Origin of the sequence: Facklamia sp. P12945 (assembly GCF_050409485.1) — a bacterium.
Lineage (GTDB): Bacteria > Bacillota > Bacilli > Lactobacillales > Aerococcaceae > Facklamia.
This window is the reverse complement of the sequence record NZ_JBNUPJ010000012.1, coordinates 44,879-60,932: the sequence shown is the minus strand read 5'-3', so window position 1 is coordinate 60,932 and position 16,054 is coordinate 44,879. Positions and strand designations below refer to the sequence as shown.

Annotated in this window: 16 protein-coding genes and 1 tRNA gene; 14 read left to right on the top strand and 3 right to left on the bottom strand. The window is 35.9% G+C overall.

All coding sequences use genetic code 11. The features are described 5' to 3' along the window. Positions 1-79: 79 nt before the first annotated feature. Together ACQV2X_RS05355 and ACQV2X_RS05350 are read left to right on the top strand one after the other, a co-directional pair. Positions 80-152: transfer RNA gene (locus tag ACQV2X_RS05355), tRNA-Thr, on the top strand. A gap of 267 nt (positions 153-419) precedes the next feature. Beyond that, the gene (locus ACQV2X_RS05350) at positions 420-1,226 is read left to right on the top strand and encodes a formate/nitrite transporter family protein (RefSeq protein ID WP_428873959.1); all 807 of its coding nucleotides are present in this window, start codon (positions 420-422) and stop codon (positions 1,224-1,226) included. Positions 1,227-1,274: 48 nt separating this feature from the next. Here the strand turns inward: ACQV2X_RS05350 and ACQV2X_RS05345 are convergent, their stop codons facing one another. After that, positions 1,275-2,357 (bottom strand): M24 family metallopeptidase, encoded by a 1,083-nt coding sequence (locus tag ACQV2X_RS05345; RefSeq protein ID WP_428873960.1) that lies wholly within the window; start codon positions 2,355-2,357, stop codon positions 1,275-1,277. Between the two features lie 78 nt (positions 2,358-2,435). Between ACQV2X_RS05345 and yidD the strand changes: the two genes are divergently transcribed. The 4 genes from yidD to glmM all read left to right on the top strand — a co-directional run bounded on the left by yidD (position 2,436) and on the right by glmM (position 5,984). After that, positions 2,436-2,681 carry a membrane protein insertion efficiency factor YidD gene (gene yidD / locus ACQV2X_RS05340; RefSeq protein WP_428873961.1) on the top strand — a complete coding sequence of 82 codons (246 nt, stop codon included), beginning with the start codon at positions 2,436-2,438 and terminating at the stop codon, positions 2,679-2,681. 62 nt (positions 2,682-2,743) lie between these two features. Further along, on the top strand, positions 2,744-3,607 hold the full coding sequence (gene cdaA / locus ACQV2X_RS05335; RefSeq protein WP_428873962.1) for a diadenylate cyclase CdaA: 864 nt from the start codon (positions 2,744-2,746) through the stop codon (positions 3,605-3,607). Next, positions 3,600-4,571 carry a CdaR family protein gene (locus ACQV2X_RS05330; RefSeq protein ID WP_428873963.1) on the top strand — a complete coding sequence of 324 codons (972 nt, stop codon included), beginning with the start codon at positions 3,600-3,602 and terminating at the stop codon, positions 4,569-4,571. The genes cdaA and ACQV2X_RS05330 overlap by 8 nt, the downstream gene beginning before the upstream one ends. A gap of 57 nt (positions 4,572-4,628) precedes the next feature. Next, a complete protein-coding gene (glmM, locus tag ACQV2X_RS05325) occupies positions 4,629-5,984 on the top strand; it encodes a phosphoglucosamine mutase (RefSeq protein ID WP_428873964.1) in 1,356 nt (451 codons plus the stop codon). A gap of 46 nt (positions 5,985-6,030) precedes the next feature. On the opposite strand, the gene ACQV2X_RS05320 is transcribed toward glmM, so the two are convergent. After that, a complete protein-coding gene (locus ACQV2X_RS05320; RefSeq protein ID WP_428894295.1) occupies positions 6,031-6,840 on the bottom strand; it encodes a helix-turn-helix domain-containing protein in 810 nt (269 codons plus the stop codon). Positions 6,841-7,189: 349 nt separating this feature from the next. Further along, positions 7,190-7,894, bottom strand: coding sequence for a hypothetical protein (locus tag ACQV2X_RS05315; RefSeq protein ID WP_428894294.1), 705 nt, complete (start codon positions 7,892-7,894; stop codon positions 7,190-7,192). A 183-nt stretch (positions 7,895-8,077) separates the two neighbouring features. Here ACQV2X_RS05315 and ACQV2X_RS05310 point away from each other — a divergent pair, with 183 nt between their 5' ends. The 8 genes from ACQV2X_RS05310 to alr all read left to right on the top strand — a co-directional run bounded on the left by ACQV2X_RS05310 (position 8,078) and on the right by alr (position 16,053). Further along, positions 8,078-8,785 (top strand): glucosamine-6-phosphate deaminase, encoded by a 708-nt coding sequence (locus ACQV2X_RS05310; protein ID WP_428873967.1) that lies wholly within the window; start codon positions 8,078-8,080, stop codon positions 8,783-8,785. A 124-nt stretch (positions 8,786-8,909) separates the two neighbouring features. Beyond that, positions 8,910-9,470, top strand: a complete 561-nt coding sequence (locus ACQV2X_RS05305) for a LemA family protein (RefSeq protein WP_428873969.1) — start codon at positions 8,910-8,912, stop codon at positions 9,468-9,470. Between the two features lie 93 nt (positions 9,471-9,563). Then, a complete protein-coding gene (locus tag ACQV2X_RS05300; RefSeq protein WP_428873970.1) occupies positions 9,564-10,346 on the top strand; it encodes a hypothetical protein in 783 nt (260 codons plus the stop codon). Further along, entirely contained in the window at positions 10,343-11,428 is a 1,086-nt protein-coding gene (locus ACQV2X_RS05295) for a D-alanine--D-alanine ligase (RefSeq protein ID WP_428873971.1), read from the top strand. The genes ACQV2X_RS05300 and ACQV2X_RS05295 overlap by 4 nt, the downstream gene beginning before the upstream one ends. An 11-nt stretch (positions 11,429-11,439) precedes the next feature. After that, positions 11,440-12,846, top strand: a complete 1,407-nt coding sequence (locus tag ACQV2X_RS05290; protein ID WP_428873972.1) for a UDP-N-acetylmuramoyl-tripeptide--D-alanyl-D-alanine ligase — start codon at positions 11,440-11,442, stop codon at positions 12,844-12,846. Between the two features lie 105 nt (positions 12,847-12,951). Next, positions 12,952-14,418, top strand: coding sequence for a DEAD/DEAH box helicase (locus tag ACQV2X_RS05285; protein WP_428873974.1), 1,467 nt, complete (start codon positions 12,952-12,954; stop codon positions 14,416-14,418). A 16-nt stretch (positions 14,419-14,434) separates the two neighbouring features. After that, on the top strand, positions 14,435-14,827 hold the full coding sequence (gene acpS, locus ACQV2X_RS05280; RefSeq protein ID WP_428873975.1) for a holo-ACP synthase: 393 nt from the start codon (positions 14,435-14,437) through the stop codon (positions 14,825-14,827). Between the two features lie 11 nt (positions 14,828-14,838). After that, positions 14,839-16,053, top strand: coding sequence for an alanine racemase (gene alr / locus ACQV2X_RS05275; RefSeq protein WP_428894293.1), 1,215 nt, complete (start codon positions 14,839-14,841; stop codon positions 16,051-16,053). The last annotated feature ends 1 nt before the right edge of the window (position 16,054 follow it).

The following is a 16,054-nucleotide window of genomic DNA, read 5'->3' as shown; positions in this document are numbered from 1 at the left end:
CAGAGCGCATGACTGTTAATCATGATGTCGTAGGTTCGAGCCCTACTGGCGGAGTCTTTTTTTTTATAGATTTCTTTTTGCCGCCTTAGCTCAGCAGGTAGAGCGCTTCCATGGTAAGGAAGAGGTCGCCGGTTCAATCCCGGCAGGTGGCTTTTATAAAATAAATAAACAATTTTAAGTTTTATTACGAAGAATTTCTCTTTAACTTCTTCTAATAAAGCTTTTTCTTTTCTTCAATTTATTTTTGAAGAAAGATTTCCCTGTAATACTAGTTAAGTTATAATTTCAAAACTTATATCCACTCACTGTCTTTAAACTTTCATTATTCTTGCTATAATTTCTATTATTTTAACTTGATAATAAAGTAATAAACCTCTAAACTATAGAATGTTGTTAAATAACTTTAAAGGAGTTAAAGAATGAGAGAAAATATTGTAAATGAGTCACAGTTTGTTAAGATCATTGAGTCTTCTGTAAATAAGAAGGTTGGATTGTTCGAACAGAGTAAAGCGCGTTATTTTGTACGTTCTATGTATGCAGGAGCTATGTTAGTATTAGCTACAGCTATTGGCGTTTATGCTGCGGATTATATTAATGTTGGAGCTCCTCATATTGGCAAGTTCGTTTATTCAATCCTATTTGCTTTTGGTCTTTTATTTATTTTATTCCTACATCAAGAATTAGTTACTTCAAATATGATGTATTTAACGGCAGGTACTTATCACAAGTTTATAAGTCCTAACAAGACCGTTCAGATTCTTCTATTTTGTACCCTTGGTAATCTAGTTGGAGCTTTTGTAGCGGCCTTTATCGTTGCCCAAACAGGCGCTTTCAGTCAATTGACTGCTGAAAGCTTTATTGTTACTACTGTAAATGGAAAGTTAGGTAAAGATTTAGCTTTGATCTTCATCGAAGGGATTTTAGCCAACACCTTTGTAAACATAGCAATTGTTGGTTATTTATTGGCCAAAGAAGAAATTGCTAAGATAGTTATTGTTTTCGGCGCTATCTTCATGTTTGTGTTTTTAGGTTATGAACATGTGGTGGCTAACTTTGGATCATTTAGTTTAGTTGCTTTTAGTAATTATCAAGCAGAAGCTCTTCAGTTAGTGCCTGTTCTTTTAGCTTGGACTGTTGCTTGGGTTGCAAACTTTATTGGTGGCGGACTTGTTATTGGTCTCGTCTATGCATGGTTAAATGATGCTGGACTGGCACTTCATGATTAAAAAAATTAAGAAACCCTTGCAGCTTACATTAGCCACAAGGGTTATTTTTTATTTGTTAGGCAGAATGGTTAGTTCTTTATTCGCTAAGTTGATGACTTCACAGCCTGTTTCTGTAACGACAACTAGGTCTTCTATGCGTACGCCCATTTCACCTGGAAGATAGATACCGGGCTCAATTGAAAAAACATTTCCCACTTCTACTTTATTATGATTATGTTGGCTAACATCCCCATATTCATGGACGTCTCTACCAATAAAATGTCCGGTGCGGTGAGTGAAGTATTCACCATAGCCCGCATCTTCGATGATTTTTCTTGCGGTTAAGTCAATGGATGCAAATGACACCCCTGGTTTTACCTGTTTGATAGCCTCTTCGTTCGCTTTTAAAACAGTTTGATAGATTTCTTTATGCTTATCGGACACTTCGCCAAAAAAGACAGTTCGAGTCATATCTGAACAATATCCTTTATAACTTGATCCAATATCAATGATGATACTTTGTCCCACTTGAGGTAAACTATCATCGGTACTATGATGGGGGTCAGCACCATGGGGTCCATAGGCAATAATCGGTTCAAATGAAAAGCCGTCGCATTCGTACTCTTTATATAATGAAGCTAGTTGTTCTTTTATTTCATTTTCACTAGTGGTTGCATCTATCTTTTTAATCAGTGCTTGCATGACTTGATCGTTCCGATGTGATGCTTCCCGCATGATATCAATTTCTTCTTTTGATTTGATAGCACGAATTTTATCCACTAAGGGACTTCCATTTATATATTCAGCATTAGGATGTTGTTTCATCAAGTTAATTAAAAAATGACTTGGCCAGTTTTTATCAATACCGATATTACCAGCCTCTAAACCTTCAGCTAATTCTCTAATAATGGGTTCTCCATCATTATAATATTTAATAGCTAGATTATCTTTTTCCTTAAAAGTAGGGAATAATTGGTTAAGAATCAGTTGCATTTGTCCATTACGCTTAATTGATAATAATAAAAGTCTTTCACCAGGATCTGTATGGTATCCTACTAAATAATCAATTGTAGAGGGGTCAGATATTAAAAATTGTGAGATATCTTTTTTCTGCATAGCGTCTAGTAGTTTTTTTGTAGCTAATTTGTTCATATTTTTCCTCCTACTGGTAACTTCTACATAAACTATTATAATAGAAGAAAATGGTTATTGTAATGATTGGAGGTAAAAATGCAAAAGATATTTATTAGAATGATAAGATTCTACCAAAAATACATCTCCCCCTTAACGCCTCCTTCGTGTCGCTATTCACCAACTTGTTCAAGTTATACCATTCAAGCGATTGAGCGGTTTGGAGCACTTAAAGGTTCTTTAATGGGTTTAGCACGTATTTTAAGATGTCACCCCTTCCGAGAAGGAGGATTAGATCCTATACCGGATCATTTTACTTTAAGAAGGCAGCGGGTCAATAAATAAATTTTACCATGGGTTAATGAGACTATGGTAAAATAGTAATTAAGTTGAAAGTAGGTGAAAGGATGCTAGAGTGGCTCAATCAGTTCCTAGGCAACCATCCATTTGTGAGTTTACTGGATATTTTCATTGTCTGGTTCATTATTTATCGATTAATAGGCTATGCTAAACAATCTCGGGCAATGAATCTTTTGCAAGGAATAGGCTTAATTATTTTTGCCAAATTTGTAAGTCAAGGAATTGGTTTACAAACAATCGATTGGCTATTGGGGCAAGTTATTTCATGGGGAGTAGTCGCCCTTATTATTTTATTCCAAGCTGAATTGCGAAAAGCGTTAGAAAGTTTAGGGAAAATCCTTTTTAGAAATAGACAATCTTCAAGAAATCCGAGTGAAGAGTTAATTGAGGATTTAAAAAAATCCTTACTCTATATGTCAAAGCGTAAAATTGGAGCGCTCATTTCTATTGAAGGTGAAGATTCTTTAGAAGAATATATTAGTACTGGGACAACATTAGATTCTGAAATTTCTAGTCAATTATTAATCAATATCTTTATTCCCAACACGCCTTTGCATGATGGAGCAGTCATTATCAATGACTTTAGAATTGCGTCTGCCTCTTGTTATTTACCGCTTTCGGAAAGTAAATTAATTCCTAAGGAATTAGGAACAAGGCACCGGGCGGCAATTGGACTGGGAGAGAAAACAGATGCTTTGACATTAATAGTATCCGAAGAAACGGGCGCAATTAGTATTGTAAAGAATGATTTTTTACATCGTGATCTAGATAAAGAAGAACTACATGATTTGCTTAACAAATATCTTTATACAGAGATAGAAAAAAAAGACTCAAAAAGTCAAGATTCTAATATGTTTAAAACCCTCTTTAACAGGATGCGCTCAAGTAAAGGTGGCAAAAATAATGAATAAGATATTTGAAAAAAACTGGGCTGTGGGAATTATTTCATTAATTTTTGCTCTATTTATTTATACTTTTGTTACTAACGAAAACAATGCCCGTAATGCAGCCGTGAATTCTCAATTAGCTTCTAGTTTTAATACATCGGAGACTTTGTATAATGTGCCATTATATTTAGGCGATCATCCCGATGATATTTACGTTAGTGATCTTAAAGAAAGTGTGACCGTTCGTCTTGATGGCCCTAAAAACATTTTGAACCAAGTGACACGCGAAAACATTATGGTTCAAACTGAGAAAATTTTTAAAGGTCAAATTGGTGATCGAGAACTATTATTATTAATAGACGGCTTACCCGATGAAATCACTTATACCATCTCGCCTTCTAAAGTAAAAGTAGAGGTCCAACAGCGTAAAGTTGTGACGGTTGCTGTTGAAGTTTCACTTGATGATCTTCAATTAGAATCAGATTTTAAGGTAGAGTCTGTTAATATTGATCCAAAAGAAGTTAAATTAGTAGGCAGTCAAAGAGCCATTAATGCCATTGATTTTGTGGGCATTAGTATTCGCTCTAACCAACCGGTTGCAGAATCCTTTGCAGGTAATTATCGCTTACAAATTTTAGACAAAGATGGAAAGCCTCTCGATGTGAACTCAGAAACAATGGATATTAAAGCACAAGTGAACATTGTCCAAAACTCGAAAGAATTTCCTTTGAAAATTACTGCTATAGGAGAAGATAATACAAAAAATAATTATCGTTATTCCATTGTTGGTCAAGATAAAGTCACATTATTTGGTAGTCAGAAAATCCTTAATCCGATTAAAGAAGTAGAACTTGTTGTAGATGTTTCCGAACAGATAGAATCAGGTCAAGTTATAGGGTTACTGAATTTACCGAGTGGTATTTCGAGCGCGAGTATCAATGAGGCTAAAGTAGAAGTTATAATCGAGCCAGTGAAATTAAGTCAATAGTAACGTAATGAAAAGATTTAAGAAAGCTCACTTATAAGATTTAAAAAGGAGAAGAAAATGGGAAAATTTTTTGGAACGGATGGTGTTAGAGGAGTTGCTAATCAGGAATTAAGTCCAGAACTAGCATTCAAATTAGGTCGATATGGAGGATATGTTCTTTTACAGCACGCTGAATCTGTTGAAACACCAAGAGTCTTAGTTGCAAGAGATACACGTGTTTCTGGACAAATGCTAGAAGCTGCTTTAACCGCAGGTCTTTTGTCAGTTGGGATTGAAGTGATGCAATTGGGTATTGTACCCACTCCAGCCGTAGCCTATTTAACTAAAACGCAAAATGCTGTAGCGGGGATCATGATTTCTGCTTCACATAATCCTGCAGAAGATAATGGGATTAAATTTTTCGGTACCGATGGTTTTAAATTATCTGATCAGCAAGAAGAAGAAATAGAAGAACTACTAGATTCAGAAGAAGATAATTTGCCTCGACCAGTCGCTGAAGGCTTAGGCTTAATAGACGAATTCCATGAAGGAACTATAAAATACCTGAACTTTTTACAATCAACTATTTCAGTTGAATTAAGTGGATTGAGTGTCGCTATTGATGCGGCAAATGGAGCCACTTCACCCTTAATCAATCAATTATTTGCTGATTTAGACACTGATTTTTACACCATGGGTGATCGACCTAATGGGATAAACATTAATGATCAGGTTGGATCAACTCATCCAAAAGCTTTGCAAGAGCTAGTTAAGGAAAAAGAAGTGGATCTAGGATTAGCCTTTGACGGTGATGGAGATCGTTTAATTGCAGTTGATGAAAAGGGAAATCTAGTTGATGGAGATAAGATACTCTTTATTTGTGGAAATCATCTGAAGCAAAAAGGACGATTAAATGATAATACGATTGTCTCAACGGTTATGAGTAATATAGGTTTCCATAAAGCTTTAGAAGCCAATGAAATGGTTGCAATAAAAACGAATGTTGGAGATCGCTATGTTGTAGAAGCTATGCGTGAAGGTGGTTATACCTTAGGTGGTGAACAATCTGGACATATCGTCTTCTTAAATTTAAACACAACAGGAGACGGTCTATTAACAGCCGTACAATTAATGGCTGTTATGAGTGAAACGGGGAAGAAACTATCGGAATTAGCAGAAGAGGTCATCATCTATCCGCAAAAGTTAGTCAATGTTCGAGTTAGAGATAAACATACTGTTTTAGAAGAAGCAAAAGTTCAACAAGTCATTGAATCGGTTGAAAAAGAAATGGCCGGTGAAGGAAGAATTTTAGTTCGCCCAAGTGGAACGGAACCATTACTGCGAGTAATGGCCGAAGCTCCGACCGACGAATTAGTGGATAAGTATGTGCATAAAATTGCAGATGTTATTCGCCAAGTTAGAGGGATTGAATAAAATAAGCGCTTCATGAAATAGAATTTTCATGGAGCGCTTTGTTTTATTAAGCTAAACTAGAAAACTTTCGTCGATAAGCTGAAGGGGTCATATGATTACTTTCCTTAAATGTTTTTGAAAAGTGTGAAGGAGAATGAAAGCCAACTATATCAGAAATTTTTGAAATCGTAATAGACGTTTGAGCTAACAGTTTTTCTGCTTCAGACAGTCGCACATGAATTAAATAATCAATGGGAGAAAGTCCTGTTTGTTGTTTAAACAGTCTAATCATATAGTATTTATTGATATCAACAATATCAGAAAGCTGTTCAAGAGTTACTTTTTCAGAAAAATGTTCACGAATATAGTTTTTGATTATTTCGATTTCTTGGTGACGCACTTGAATAGAGGAGTCTTTAATGGACAGTTCATGGTGCCTCAGCACATGAACCATGACACACTCAATTAGTTTTCTTAAAACAAGTTCAGACCCTCTAAAGGGTTGTTTATATTCGATAAGGGCAAGATCTAAGTAATTTTTAATGGTCTGCGATTGATCGCAAACGATAAAAATATTATCCATTGATTCAATTTCAGCAGATGAAGTAAACAAAATTCCGGAAATTTCAACACGAAACCATTCTAATTTACGGATTGGTTGGATTTCAATCGAATGGTTAGGATTTAGGATGATGATATCACGTTTCTTAAAACCACCTATTTTCTCTTCAGAGATGAAATCAGCTGCCCCTTTATGAACATAAATTAAAACCAATTTATCTGAAGATTGGACTGTGAATCTTTGACTGGATGTGATTTTTTCGGATTGAATACTGTCTAGTTTAACAGAAGCTGAATTAATATCAGAAATATACATAGCGACCCTCCTTATTTTATATCTTCCCTACAATATATCATTTTAACAATATTATACACTAATTTTATTCCGATTGGTATAGTTAGAGTATTAAAAATTTTATATGATATTTTATTAATAAAAAGAAGCTTAACCATATAAGATTAAGCTTTGTGATATAAATTTTTTTAAACTTAATGAGAAATCATTTGAAAAACTTATTAAAACAATAAGAAAATCTTATATAATCAAAAAAATGGAATAGATGGACAATAAGGGTTATTTAAAATAGAAATAAGATACTAATAAAATCCTTTAAAATCAACTGTTAAAAGAAAAAATATTCTTTTATTTAGTAGCGCTTCAAGGATTATGGAGTCGTTTTATTTTGCATAAAATACTCTGTATAAAGATTGAGCCAGCGAATAATTTTATGATCAAATAATGTCAAGATGTCTGCATCGGGAATAATTAATAGATGGCGAATTAGAAAGGCCCCTTGATAATAGATTGATTGAATAAAATCGGAATTTTCATAAAGAGTGGTGGCGAATTCAGTGAGAATATACGCCAATGGGACGGTATCTTTTTTAATAACTGTTAATTTACCAGCTTCGAAGGCCACTTCTTTAGAAGTGGTAGTTTGCTCGGACAGCTCAGAGGTTTCGGATTTTTCCTGAGTTGTCGTTATTTTTTCTTGATTATGATTATCATTATCTTCTTGATCGTTAGTGACGGTTGTTAATTGATTGCTTGTGATTGTTGACTCATCTTTACTAGCTTGACGACTTGTTTGAGTACTTTCATTCGGATCGAAAGTAATCGGTGGAGTAGGAGCAATCACTTCCTGGGTGGTAGTTGTTGATTCATCCTCGGGTTTTTCAACGCTGGTGGTTTGTTTGTTGCTTGGGTTTTTAACGGGATTAGTCTCAACTGGACTGGATAGCCTGTGGAAGCCTGAAGCTTGCGTTTCAATATAGGGAGATTTGATGCTGATGATAAAAAAACACATCAACATTATAAAGCATAGAATAGTCTTTGAATGGTTTAATTTTAGCTTGTTTTTCTCACACACTTTTATGCTCTCCTCCCTAATGATTTGTTAATACTAGTTTATCATTAATTATTTAATTTATGTGGTTTGTTACCTGAATGTTGCCAGCTTGAGAAGAATGTCATTTAATGTTGCTTTGTTAAATATATATTTAATGATAAACTATTTAAAAGAAAAAAGCCTAATACTTAAGGAGGATTTATTATGAGAGTTGAAATCTATAACAGTTCAGAAGAGGCATCATTAAGAGCTTTAGAAATATTCAAGCTTAGTCAGCAAGAGGGGGCTGATGTATATGGTATGGCGACTGGATCGACCCCGGAAAGATTATATGAGCTTTTAAGTCAGTCGGATATGGACTTCAGTCAGGCTGTTGCAATTAATTTGGATGAATACGTTGGATTAGATGACGAGAATCCTCAAAGTTATGCTTTCTATATGAATGACCATCTCTTCAAAAACAAACCCTTTAAAGGCTCTTTTATTCCGAATGGACAGGCTAAAGATATCGATACTGAGTTAGCTCGATACGATCAAGTAATTAAAGACAATCCGGTTGATTTGCAACTATTAGGCTTGGGTTCGAATGGCCACATAGGGTTTAACGAACCTGGGTCCGATTTAGAAGCTGGCACATCCCTAGTGAGTCTGACGCAATCTACAATTGATGATAATCAACGTTTTTTTGGTTCTAAAGAAGAAACGCCTACCAAAGCAATTACGATGGGTGTGGGAGCTATTATAAAAGCTAAAAAAATAATAATTATGGCCTTTGGTAGTCAAAAGGCTCAAGCTGTACGAGGTATGATTGAAGGCCCTATTACATCAGACTTACCGGCTAGTGTTTTACAAAAGCATCGGAATGTTTACGTACTCTTAGATAGAGAAGCGGCATCCTCATTGACTCGTTAAAGTCTAAGAATAAATAATGGTGCTTCATCTTCGCTGATATTAAGTGTTAAAGATAATAGCTTTATATTCACTCTTTTATTGCAATCGCTTATAATAGATTTATATGAAAGGATGTGCTAAGGATATGTTTATGTATATTTTGTTAGGTGTAATAGGTATAATCGCTCTTTTTTGGGTAGGTGTTTATAACAATTTAATTAAAGCTCGTAACGGGGTAGAAGGTTCTTTTAGTCAAATTGACGTTCAACTTCAAAGAAGAAACGATCTGATACCGAATGTGGTTGAAACAGTTAAAGGATATGCTGAGCACGAACGCCAAACACTAGAAAATGTGACCAAAGCGCGTCAGCAGTTAGTTAATCTACCTGCTGATGCAAGTCCAGAAATGATCAATAGCAAATCTAACAGCTTAACTTCAGCATTATCACGTTTGCTTGTCGTAGCGGAACAATATCCTGATCTAAAAGCGAACGCTAATTTTCAAGAATTACAAAGATCACTTGAAGATACAGAAAACAAGATTGCAGTTTCTCGCCAACTTTATAATTCAAGTGTACAAACCTATAATGAGAAGGTTCAAGTTTTTCCTAACAATGTGGTAGCGGGAGTCCATGGATTTGGCGAGAAAACTTATTTAGAAGCTCCAGAAGCTGCTCGTCAAGCACCTCAAGTCTCTTTTGACTAATAATTTTATGCCTTCTTTAAAATTAGGCTTTGCATTGGCAATCAAAGAGAGTAGAATGTGAGTTACCGATCTTTAAAAGAAAGGAGGTAGAGAATGAATCGGATTAATCTTTATGTGCATTATGATGCCGTTACTAATTATTTTATGACGCGAGGAATAAGTCTAAAAATAATGGATTTCAATCGTCAATATTTACCACAAAATATTATTTTAGCGAATGCACCGGAAGAATTCGGTCGTTTTGACGTTCAAACGGATTTTAAAATTCTACGCAATCAGACAGAAGTTTTAGACTATTTTGAACTTTGTCAAAAAGAAGGGCGTCGAATGTCTAATTGGATTGATTTCGATAGTATGGAATTGATGCACCAATTAACCCCCGTTGAAATTTCAGAACTACTCTACCTTTTTCACGCTAATAAAGCCTTGAGATCACCTTTCTTTTATAAGTTGCAAAATAACTATGTTTATTTAACCATGTCAAATGGCCTAAATAAAACATATTATCGGCATATGTCTCACTTTTATGGGCGCTTTGCTCGGGCTCTAAGTGAACATCTGTCTAACATAATCAATGAAAATGTTGGGTGGTTTACAAGACGGAAAAAAGTAATAGCACCAATGCCCGTTAGACTAGTAGAGGAATTAAGCCCCCTATTTATGAATGGGTTAAAAATTGATTTAAAACAAGCCATTAAAGAAAATGATACTTGGAGTATCCCTCTATATATAATTGAGGATGAATTAACTTATTTAACACGTAATTTCGATCGTAAAGATGCTGTTGGACAGATAATTTACCAAGAATCAACCAGTCAATGGCGCATCGAAGACTTAAGCCAACAGTTGGAAGACAAGACGGAGGGAACTCAATGAAAATAATATTACTATATGGTGGGCAAAGTGCTGAGCATGAGATCTCTATTATTTCAGCTCATAATATTTCGCAAGCAATTATGTACAATTTATATACAGTGCAGCCGATTTATATCACCAAAGATGGGCAATGGATTCAAGGGCCGGAAATGAATGAACCTTCTTTAGGTGATCAGCAATTAATATTTAATGAATCCGATCATGCAAAGTGGTCAACCACAAATACACCTTCAAAAGGAGTGGTTATAAAACCGGGAGAGATTCAAGAGGAGGATGCCATAGTCTTTCCTGTTTTACACGGTCCTAATGGTGAAGATGGCACTATTCAAGGCTTTGTAGAAGTTTTAGATATGCCATATGTTGGAGCAGGGATTACCGCTTCAGCAAATGGTATGGATAAAATCATTTCTAAATCTTTATTTACCCAAGCAGGCATTCCTCAAGTTCCTTATGTTTCCTTTGATGATGTAGAGTGGAAAAATCAGCAAGAAAACTTAATTATTAAAGCTGAAGGAACATTACTGTACCCAATGTTTGTCAAGCCAGCTAATATGGGATCGAGTGTTGGGATTTCTAAGGCTCAAGATAAATATCAGCTAATTGAAGCAGTTAATGAAGCTTTGAAGTATGACCGTCGCATTGTGGTTGAGCAAGGAATTAGTGCTGATGAGTGTGAAGTAGCCGTTTTAGGTAATGAAGATATTCACGTGTCTTGTGTGGGACGATTGGTAAAAACCCAAGATTTCTACGATTATTCCGAAAAATATATTAATAATACGGTTGAAATGGAAATTCCAGCTGATTTACCTGAAAGTCTATCTGAAGAAATTCAAAACTATGCGAAAAAAGCTTATCGGGTGATTGATGGTTCTGGATTAGCAAGGGCCGACTTTTTTGTCACTGCTAACCATGATATTTACATTAATGAGCTAAATACCATGCCAGGATTCACCCAATACTCGATGTATCCAAGTCTTTGGAAAGCAACAGGCTTAGAATATCGGGACTTAATTGAAGAACTCATTCAATTGGGGTTGAGCCGACATAAAACAAGGTCTCAAATGAAAAGTTATAAAAGTTAGGGAGCGAGTCTTTGAAAGCAATTCAAATTAACGAAATCATCAAGACTTTAAAACTAAATCCGTTTAATTATCAGCCAGTCTTAGGTCAAGAAATTACTAGTGTAGAGTTTGACTCACGTAAGGTCAAAAAGGCTAGTCTTTTTGTGCCATTAGTAGGGGGTACTACGGATGGTCATGACTATATTCAAAATGCAATAGATAATGGTGCCATCGCTTGTTTTTGGTCACGTCCTATAGAAGAAGCACCCTCTGAACAATTAATTGTTATCAAGGTTGAAGATACATTAGCGGCCTTTCATCAATTAGCAAATTATTATCGTCATCTTATTCAGCCTATTGTGATAGGTATCACAGGGAGTAATGGTAAAACAACTGCTAAAGACATGACAGCCATGAGTTTAACTTCAAAATATAGTGTCCATAAAACCCAAGGGAATTATAATAACGAAATTGGTATGCCTTATACACTATTACAAATGCCTGAAGATACGCAGGTATGTGTCTTAGAGATGGGGATGAGTGACTTTGGAGAAATTAGTCGATTAAGTAAAATCGCTGAGCCTGATATTGCTGTAGTGACTATTATCGGAGAGAGCCACTTAGAATTTTTAGGGAGTCGGCAAGGCATTACACAAGCAAAATTAGAAATATTAGATGGTCTCACTTCCAATGGTATTTTCTTATACCCTGGCAATGAGCCTTTAATTGAAGCAGAGTTGCAAAAAAAACAGGTTAAAATTAAAAGTTACTGCTTTGGTTTTGAAAAAAGTGATGATTTTTATGCTTACGCTATTAATCAAGAATATAATAAAACTTTTTTCCGCACGAATATTGATGAAAATGTGCTATGTTCGATCCCAATCATTGGAGCCTATAATGTTACTAATGCTTTAATTGCTCTAAGCATTGCTAAACTATTAGAAGTTCCTACCGAACAAGCTATTTTCCAATTATCACAATTTAAACTGACAGCCAATCGGGTACAATGGTTAACCACTAAAAATGGCGCTAGACTTTTAAATGATGCTTACAATGCCAGTCCAACTTCCATGCGAGCTGTTTTAAATACTTTGGCTGATGTTGAAGTAGAAGGTGCGGGCCGTAAAATTGCTGTTTTGGGTGATATTAGGGAGTTAGGAGCCAAAAGTGAAGAATATCATCGTAGTTTAAAAGATTCACTGGACGTAAGCGTGCTAGATAAGGTATACTTGTTTGGCGACCAGATGGCTTATTTATACGATGAATTGCAAAAAACTTTTGCAAAGGAACAGTTGTTTTATGAAAAAGCAGATCATCAACGTTTGATAGACGCTCTTAGTATAGAGACATCAAATGAAGATGTCATCCTAGTTAAGTCTAGCTTCGGTGTTGACTTACTGAGCGTTGTGACGGCGTTAACTGGAATCAAAACACAATGATCAACCATAAGGTTTAAAAACTTTATAAACAGATGATAGTGGGGCTGGGGTAAATACCCAGTCCCTTGTTGAAATTCTTATCAATAGAAGAAAAGGAAGAATTATTTGAAATTTAAAGATTTACAATTAGATGAACGATTAGTTAAAACACTTGATGAGTTAGGTTTTGAAGAGCCAACTCCCATCCAGCAAAAAGCAATACCTGTAGCACTGGAGGGCCGTGACTTAATCGGTCAAGCGCAAACAGGAACAGGAAAAACAGCAGCCTTTGGTCTGCCTTTATTAAATAAACTGGAAACCAACCATGATAATATTCAAAGTTTAGTGGTAGCTCCAACAAGAGAACTCGCTATCCAAGTTCAGGAAGAGTTATTTCGTTTAGGAAAAGGCGTTCGTTCGCGTATTTATGTGGTCTATGGTGGCTCACCAATCGGTAAGCAAATTGAGCGTATTAAACGTAATAAACCACAAGTTATTGTGGGGACTCCAGGACGACTACTAGACTTAATCAATCGAAAAGTTTTGAAATTAGAGCATGTACAAACTTTGGTTTTAGATGAAGCCGACGAAATGCTAAATATGGGTTTTATTGAAGATATTAAGTCAATTGTTTCTAAAACACCTCAAGCAAGACAAACGTTACTCTTCTCAGCGACTATGCCACCAGCAATTCGAAACTTAGCAGATCAATTTCTTAAATCACCAGCTCATGTACATATTGAAACAAAACATGTAACAGCAGACTTGATTGAGCAATTTTATGCTAAGTGCCGTGACGATGAGAAATTTGATGCCTTATCACGTTTTCTTGACGTTCAAATGCCTAAGCAAGCGATTATCTTCTGTCGGACTAAAAAGCGTGTCGATGAAGTCGGCCGTGGTCTAAACCTAAGAGGTTACAATGCAGAAGTGATCCATGGTGATATTACTCAACAGAAACGGTCTAGCGTGATTAACGCCTTCAAAAAAGGCAATGTAGAACTCTTAGTCGCAACTGATGTTGCCGCCAGAGGATTAGATATTACAGGCGTTACTCACGTCTATAACTATGATATTACGCAAGATCCTGAGTCTTATGTTCACCGTATCGGGCGTACAGGGCGTGCAGGCAATGAAGGTTTGTCATTAACCTTTGTCTTACCGACTGAAATGCCTTATTTAAGAACCATCGAAAAATTAGTCGGTAAACAAATGCAACCGATGAAACCACCAACCATTCAAGAAGCACAGCAAGGACAAATCCACCAAATTATCGAACAGATTAATGAGCAATTAGAAGGCGACCAGGTTAATCATAGTCGGCAAAATGCTAAACTACTTTTAGCTAACTATGAAGCGGAAGATTTAGTAGCAGCCCTTTTAGGACAAATTGTTTCAGAAAGCCGTGAAATTGCCGTTTCGATTTCACCGCAAAAACCATTACCAAATGCAGACCGCAAAAAACGGAATAATCGTGACAACTATCGCAAAAAGTCTGGCAAATCAAACCGCAATAAATATTCCGGTGGTAATAAAGGCAACTATTCAAAGTCTAACAAGAAAAATTTTAAGATGAAGAAAAAAGAGCGTTAATATTTGAGGTATTATAATGGAGATAGGAATTGATATTGTAGAAATTGATCGGATTGCTAAGGCCCTAGCTAGACACAAAGCTTTTCCAAATAAAATATTATCAGATCAAGAACTACGAGTATTTGATAAATATTCCTCTCAGCGGCAGCTCATTTATTTGGCTGGCCGCTTTTGTGCTAAAGAGGCTTATGTTAAAGCTATGGGTACAGGGATTGGACACTTGAAGTTTTCTGATATTTCAATTATCAATGACGAGAGAGGACGACCTAAGATTACAGCAGGTCCAATAATAAAACATGCCAAAGTATCGATTAGTCATGGTCAAGATTACGCAACGGCTATGGTTGTAATGGACTGTGATCAGCAAACGATTGACCAAGCCTATCAAAAATTTATAAACAAGTCGTAAGGAGTCAAAAAATGTATCGAGCAAGTGAGCACCGCCCAACGCAAGCAGTCATTAGTTTAGAAAACATTAAACATAATATCAAGCTATACCAAGATAAGAAAGCTTCACATCAACAAATATATGCAGTAGTTAAAGCCAACGCTTATGGACATGGAGCAATTCCAATTGCTAAGGCAGCCATTGAAGCAGGTGTGAATGGATTGTGCGTTGCCACAGTAGATGAAGCCATCCAACTCCGCAAGCTGGGTCTGACTAAAATACCAATTTTAGTAATCGGCTTAACATTACCCTATGGAATAGCCGAGATTTTATATTATGATTTAACGATTACTGTTTCAGATTTAAGCTTTTTTGACCAGTCTTTCCACCAGCTTAAAAAGAATCAGCAAGAGAATCTGTTGAAAGAGAATCCATTAAAATTTCATTTGAAGCTGGATACGGGGATGTCACGAGTGGGGTTAAGGACCAAAGAAGAAGTACTAGCCTTTGTTGAAGGCGTTAAAGCTTATTCGTGGCTAAATTGGCAAGGGGTTTTCACTCATTTTGCAACGGCTGGTGGTGGCCCCTTAAGTTATATTGACTATCAATGGGAGCGTTGGCAAGCTTTAATTTCTTATATTCCTGATTTTGTGTCTTTAAGACACTTTGATAATTCAGCCATGGGACTTTATCCTGCAATTGGCGACCGATCAGATATTATACGCTTAGGTATTTCCATGTATGGTCTCAATAGTAGAGACTGTGTCCCTGAAGATTTAGTGACGGACCAGCAAATTACTGATTATCATTTAGATAAAGAGGGTTTACGCAGTAAAAATTCTACAAATGAACTTAATTTGAAGCCAGCATTTCAATTGTTGTCTGAATTGTCCTATGTGAAGAAAGTTGAAAAAGGAACGCGTATTTCTTATGGAGCAAGCTATGAAAGTCCAGAGGATGAATGGATTGGTACTATTCCGATTGGCTATGCCGATGGTTGGCTTCGCGCTTATGCTAAAATTCCTATTTTGGTAGAAGGATATGCATGCCCTGTTTTAGGTGTGATTAATATGGATCAATTAATGATTCGTTTACCCAAGGAATTCCCTGTGGGAACGGAAGTGACAATAATCGGTCAAGATGGTAAATATTATAATCACCCCTCTTTGTTGGCACATATGGCAGGAACTATTTCCTATGAAATATTATCATGTATTAGTGAAAGAGTTCCTCGAATTTATATATAGG

Bases quoted from the DNA above. Each gene is read 5' to 3' on its own strand.
- ACQV2X_RS05350 (WP_428873959.1), top strand. From the start codon at position 420: ATGAGAGAAAATATTGTAAATGAGTCACAGTTTGTTAAGATCATTGAG.
- ACQV2X_RS05345 (WP_428873960.1), bottom strand. From the start codon at position 2,357: ATGAACAAATTAGCTACAAAAAAACTACTAGACGCTATGCAGAAAAAA.
- yidD (WP_428873961.1), top strand. From the start codon at position 2,436: ATGCAAAAGATATTTATTAGAATGATAAGATTCTACCAAAAATACATC.
- cdaA (WP_428873962.1), top strand. From the start codon at position 2,744: ATGCTAGAGTGGCTCAATCAGTTCCTAGGCAACCATCCATTTGTGAGT.
- ACQV2X_RS05330 (WP_428873963.1), top strand. From the start codon at position 3,600: ATGAATAAGATATTTGAAAAAAACTGGGCTGTGGGAATTATTTCATTA.
- glmM (WP_428873964.1), top strand. From the start codon at position 4,629: ATGGGAAAATTTTTTGGAACGGATGGTGTTAGAGGAGTTGCTAATCAG.
- ACQV2X_RS05320 (WP_428894295.1), bottom strand. From the start codon at position 6,840: ATGTATATTTCTGATATTAATTCAGCTTCTGTTAAACTAGACAGTATT.
- ACQV2X_RS05310 (WP_428873967.1), top strand. From the start codon at position 8,078: ATGAGAGTTGAAATCTATAACAGTTCAGAAGAGGCATCATTAAGAGCT.
- ACQV2X_RS05305 (WP_428873969.1), top strand. From the start codon at position 8,910: ATGTTTATGTATATTTTGTTAGGTGTAATAGGTATAATCGCTCTTTTT.
- ACQV2X_RS05300 (WP_428873970.1), top strand. From the start codon at position 9,564: ATGAATCGGATTAATCTTTATGTGCATTATGATGCCGTTACTAATTAT.
- ACQV2X_RS05295 (WP_428873971.1), top strand. From the start codon at position 10,343: ATGAAAATAATATTACTATATGGTGGGCAAAGTGCTGAGCATGAGATC.
- acpS (WP_428873975.1), top strand. From the start codon at position 14,435: ATGGAGATAGGAATTGATATTGTAGAAATTGATCGGATTGCTAAGGCC.
- alr (WP_428894293.1), top strand. From the start codon at position 14,839: ATGTATCGAGCAAGTGAGCACCGCCCAACGCAAGCAGTCATTAGTTTA.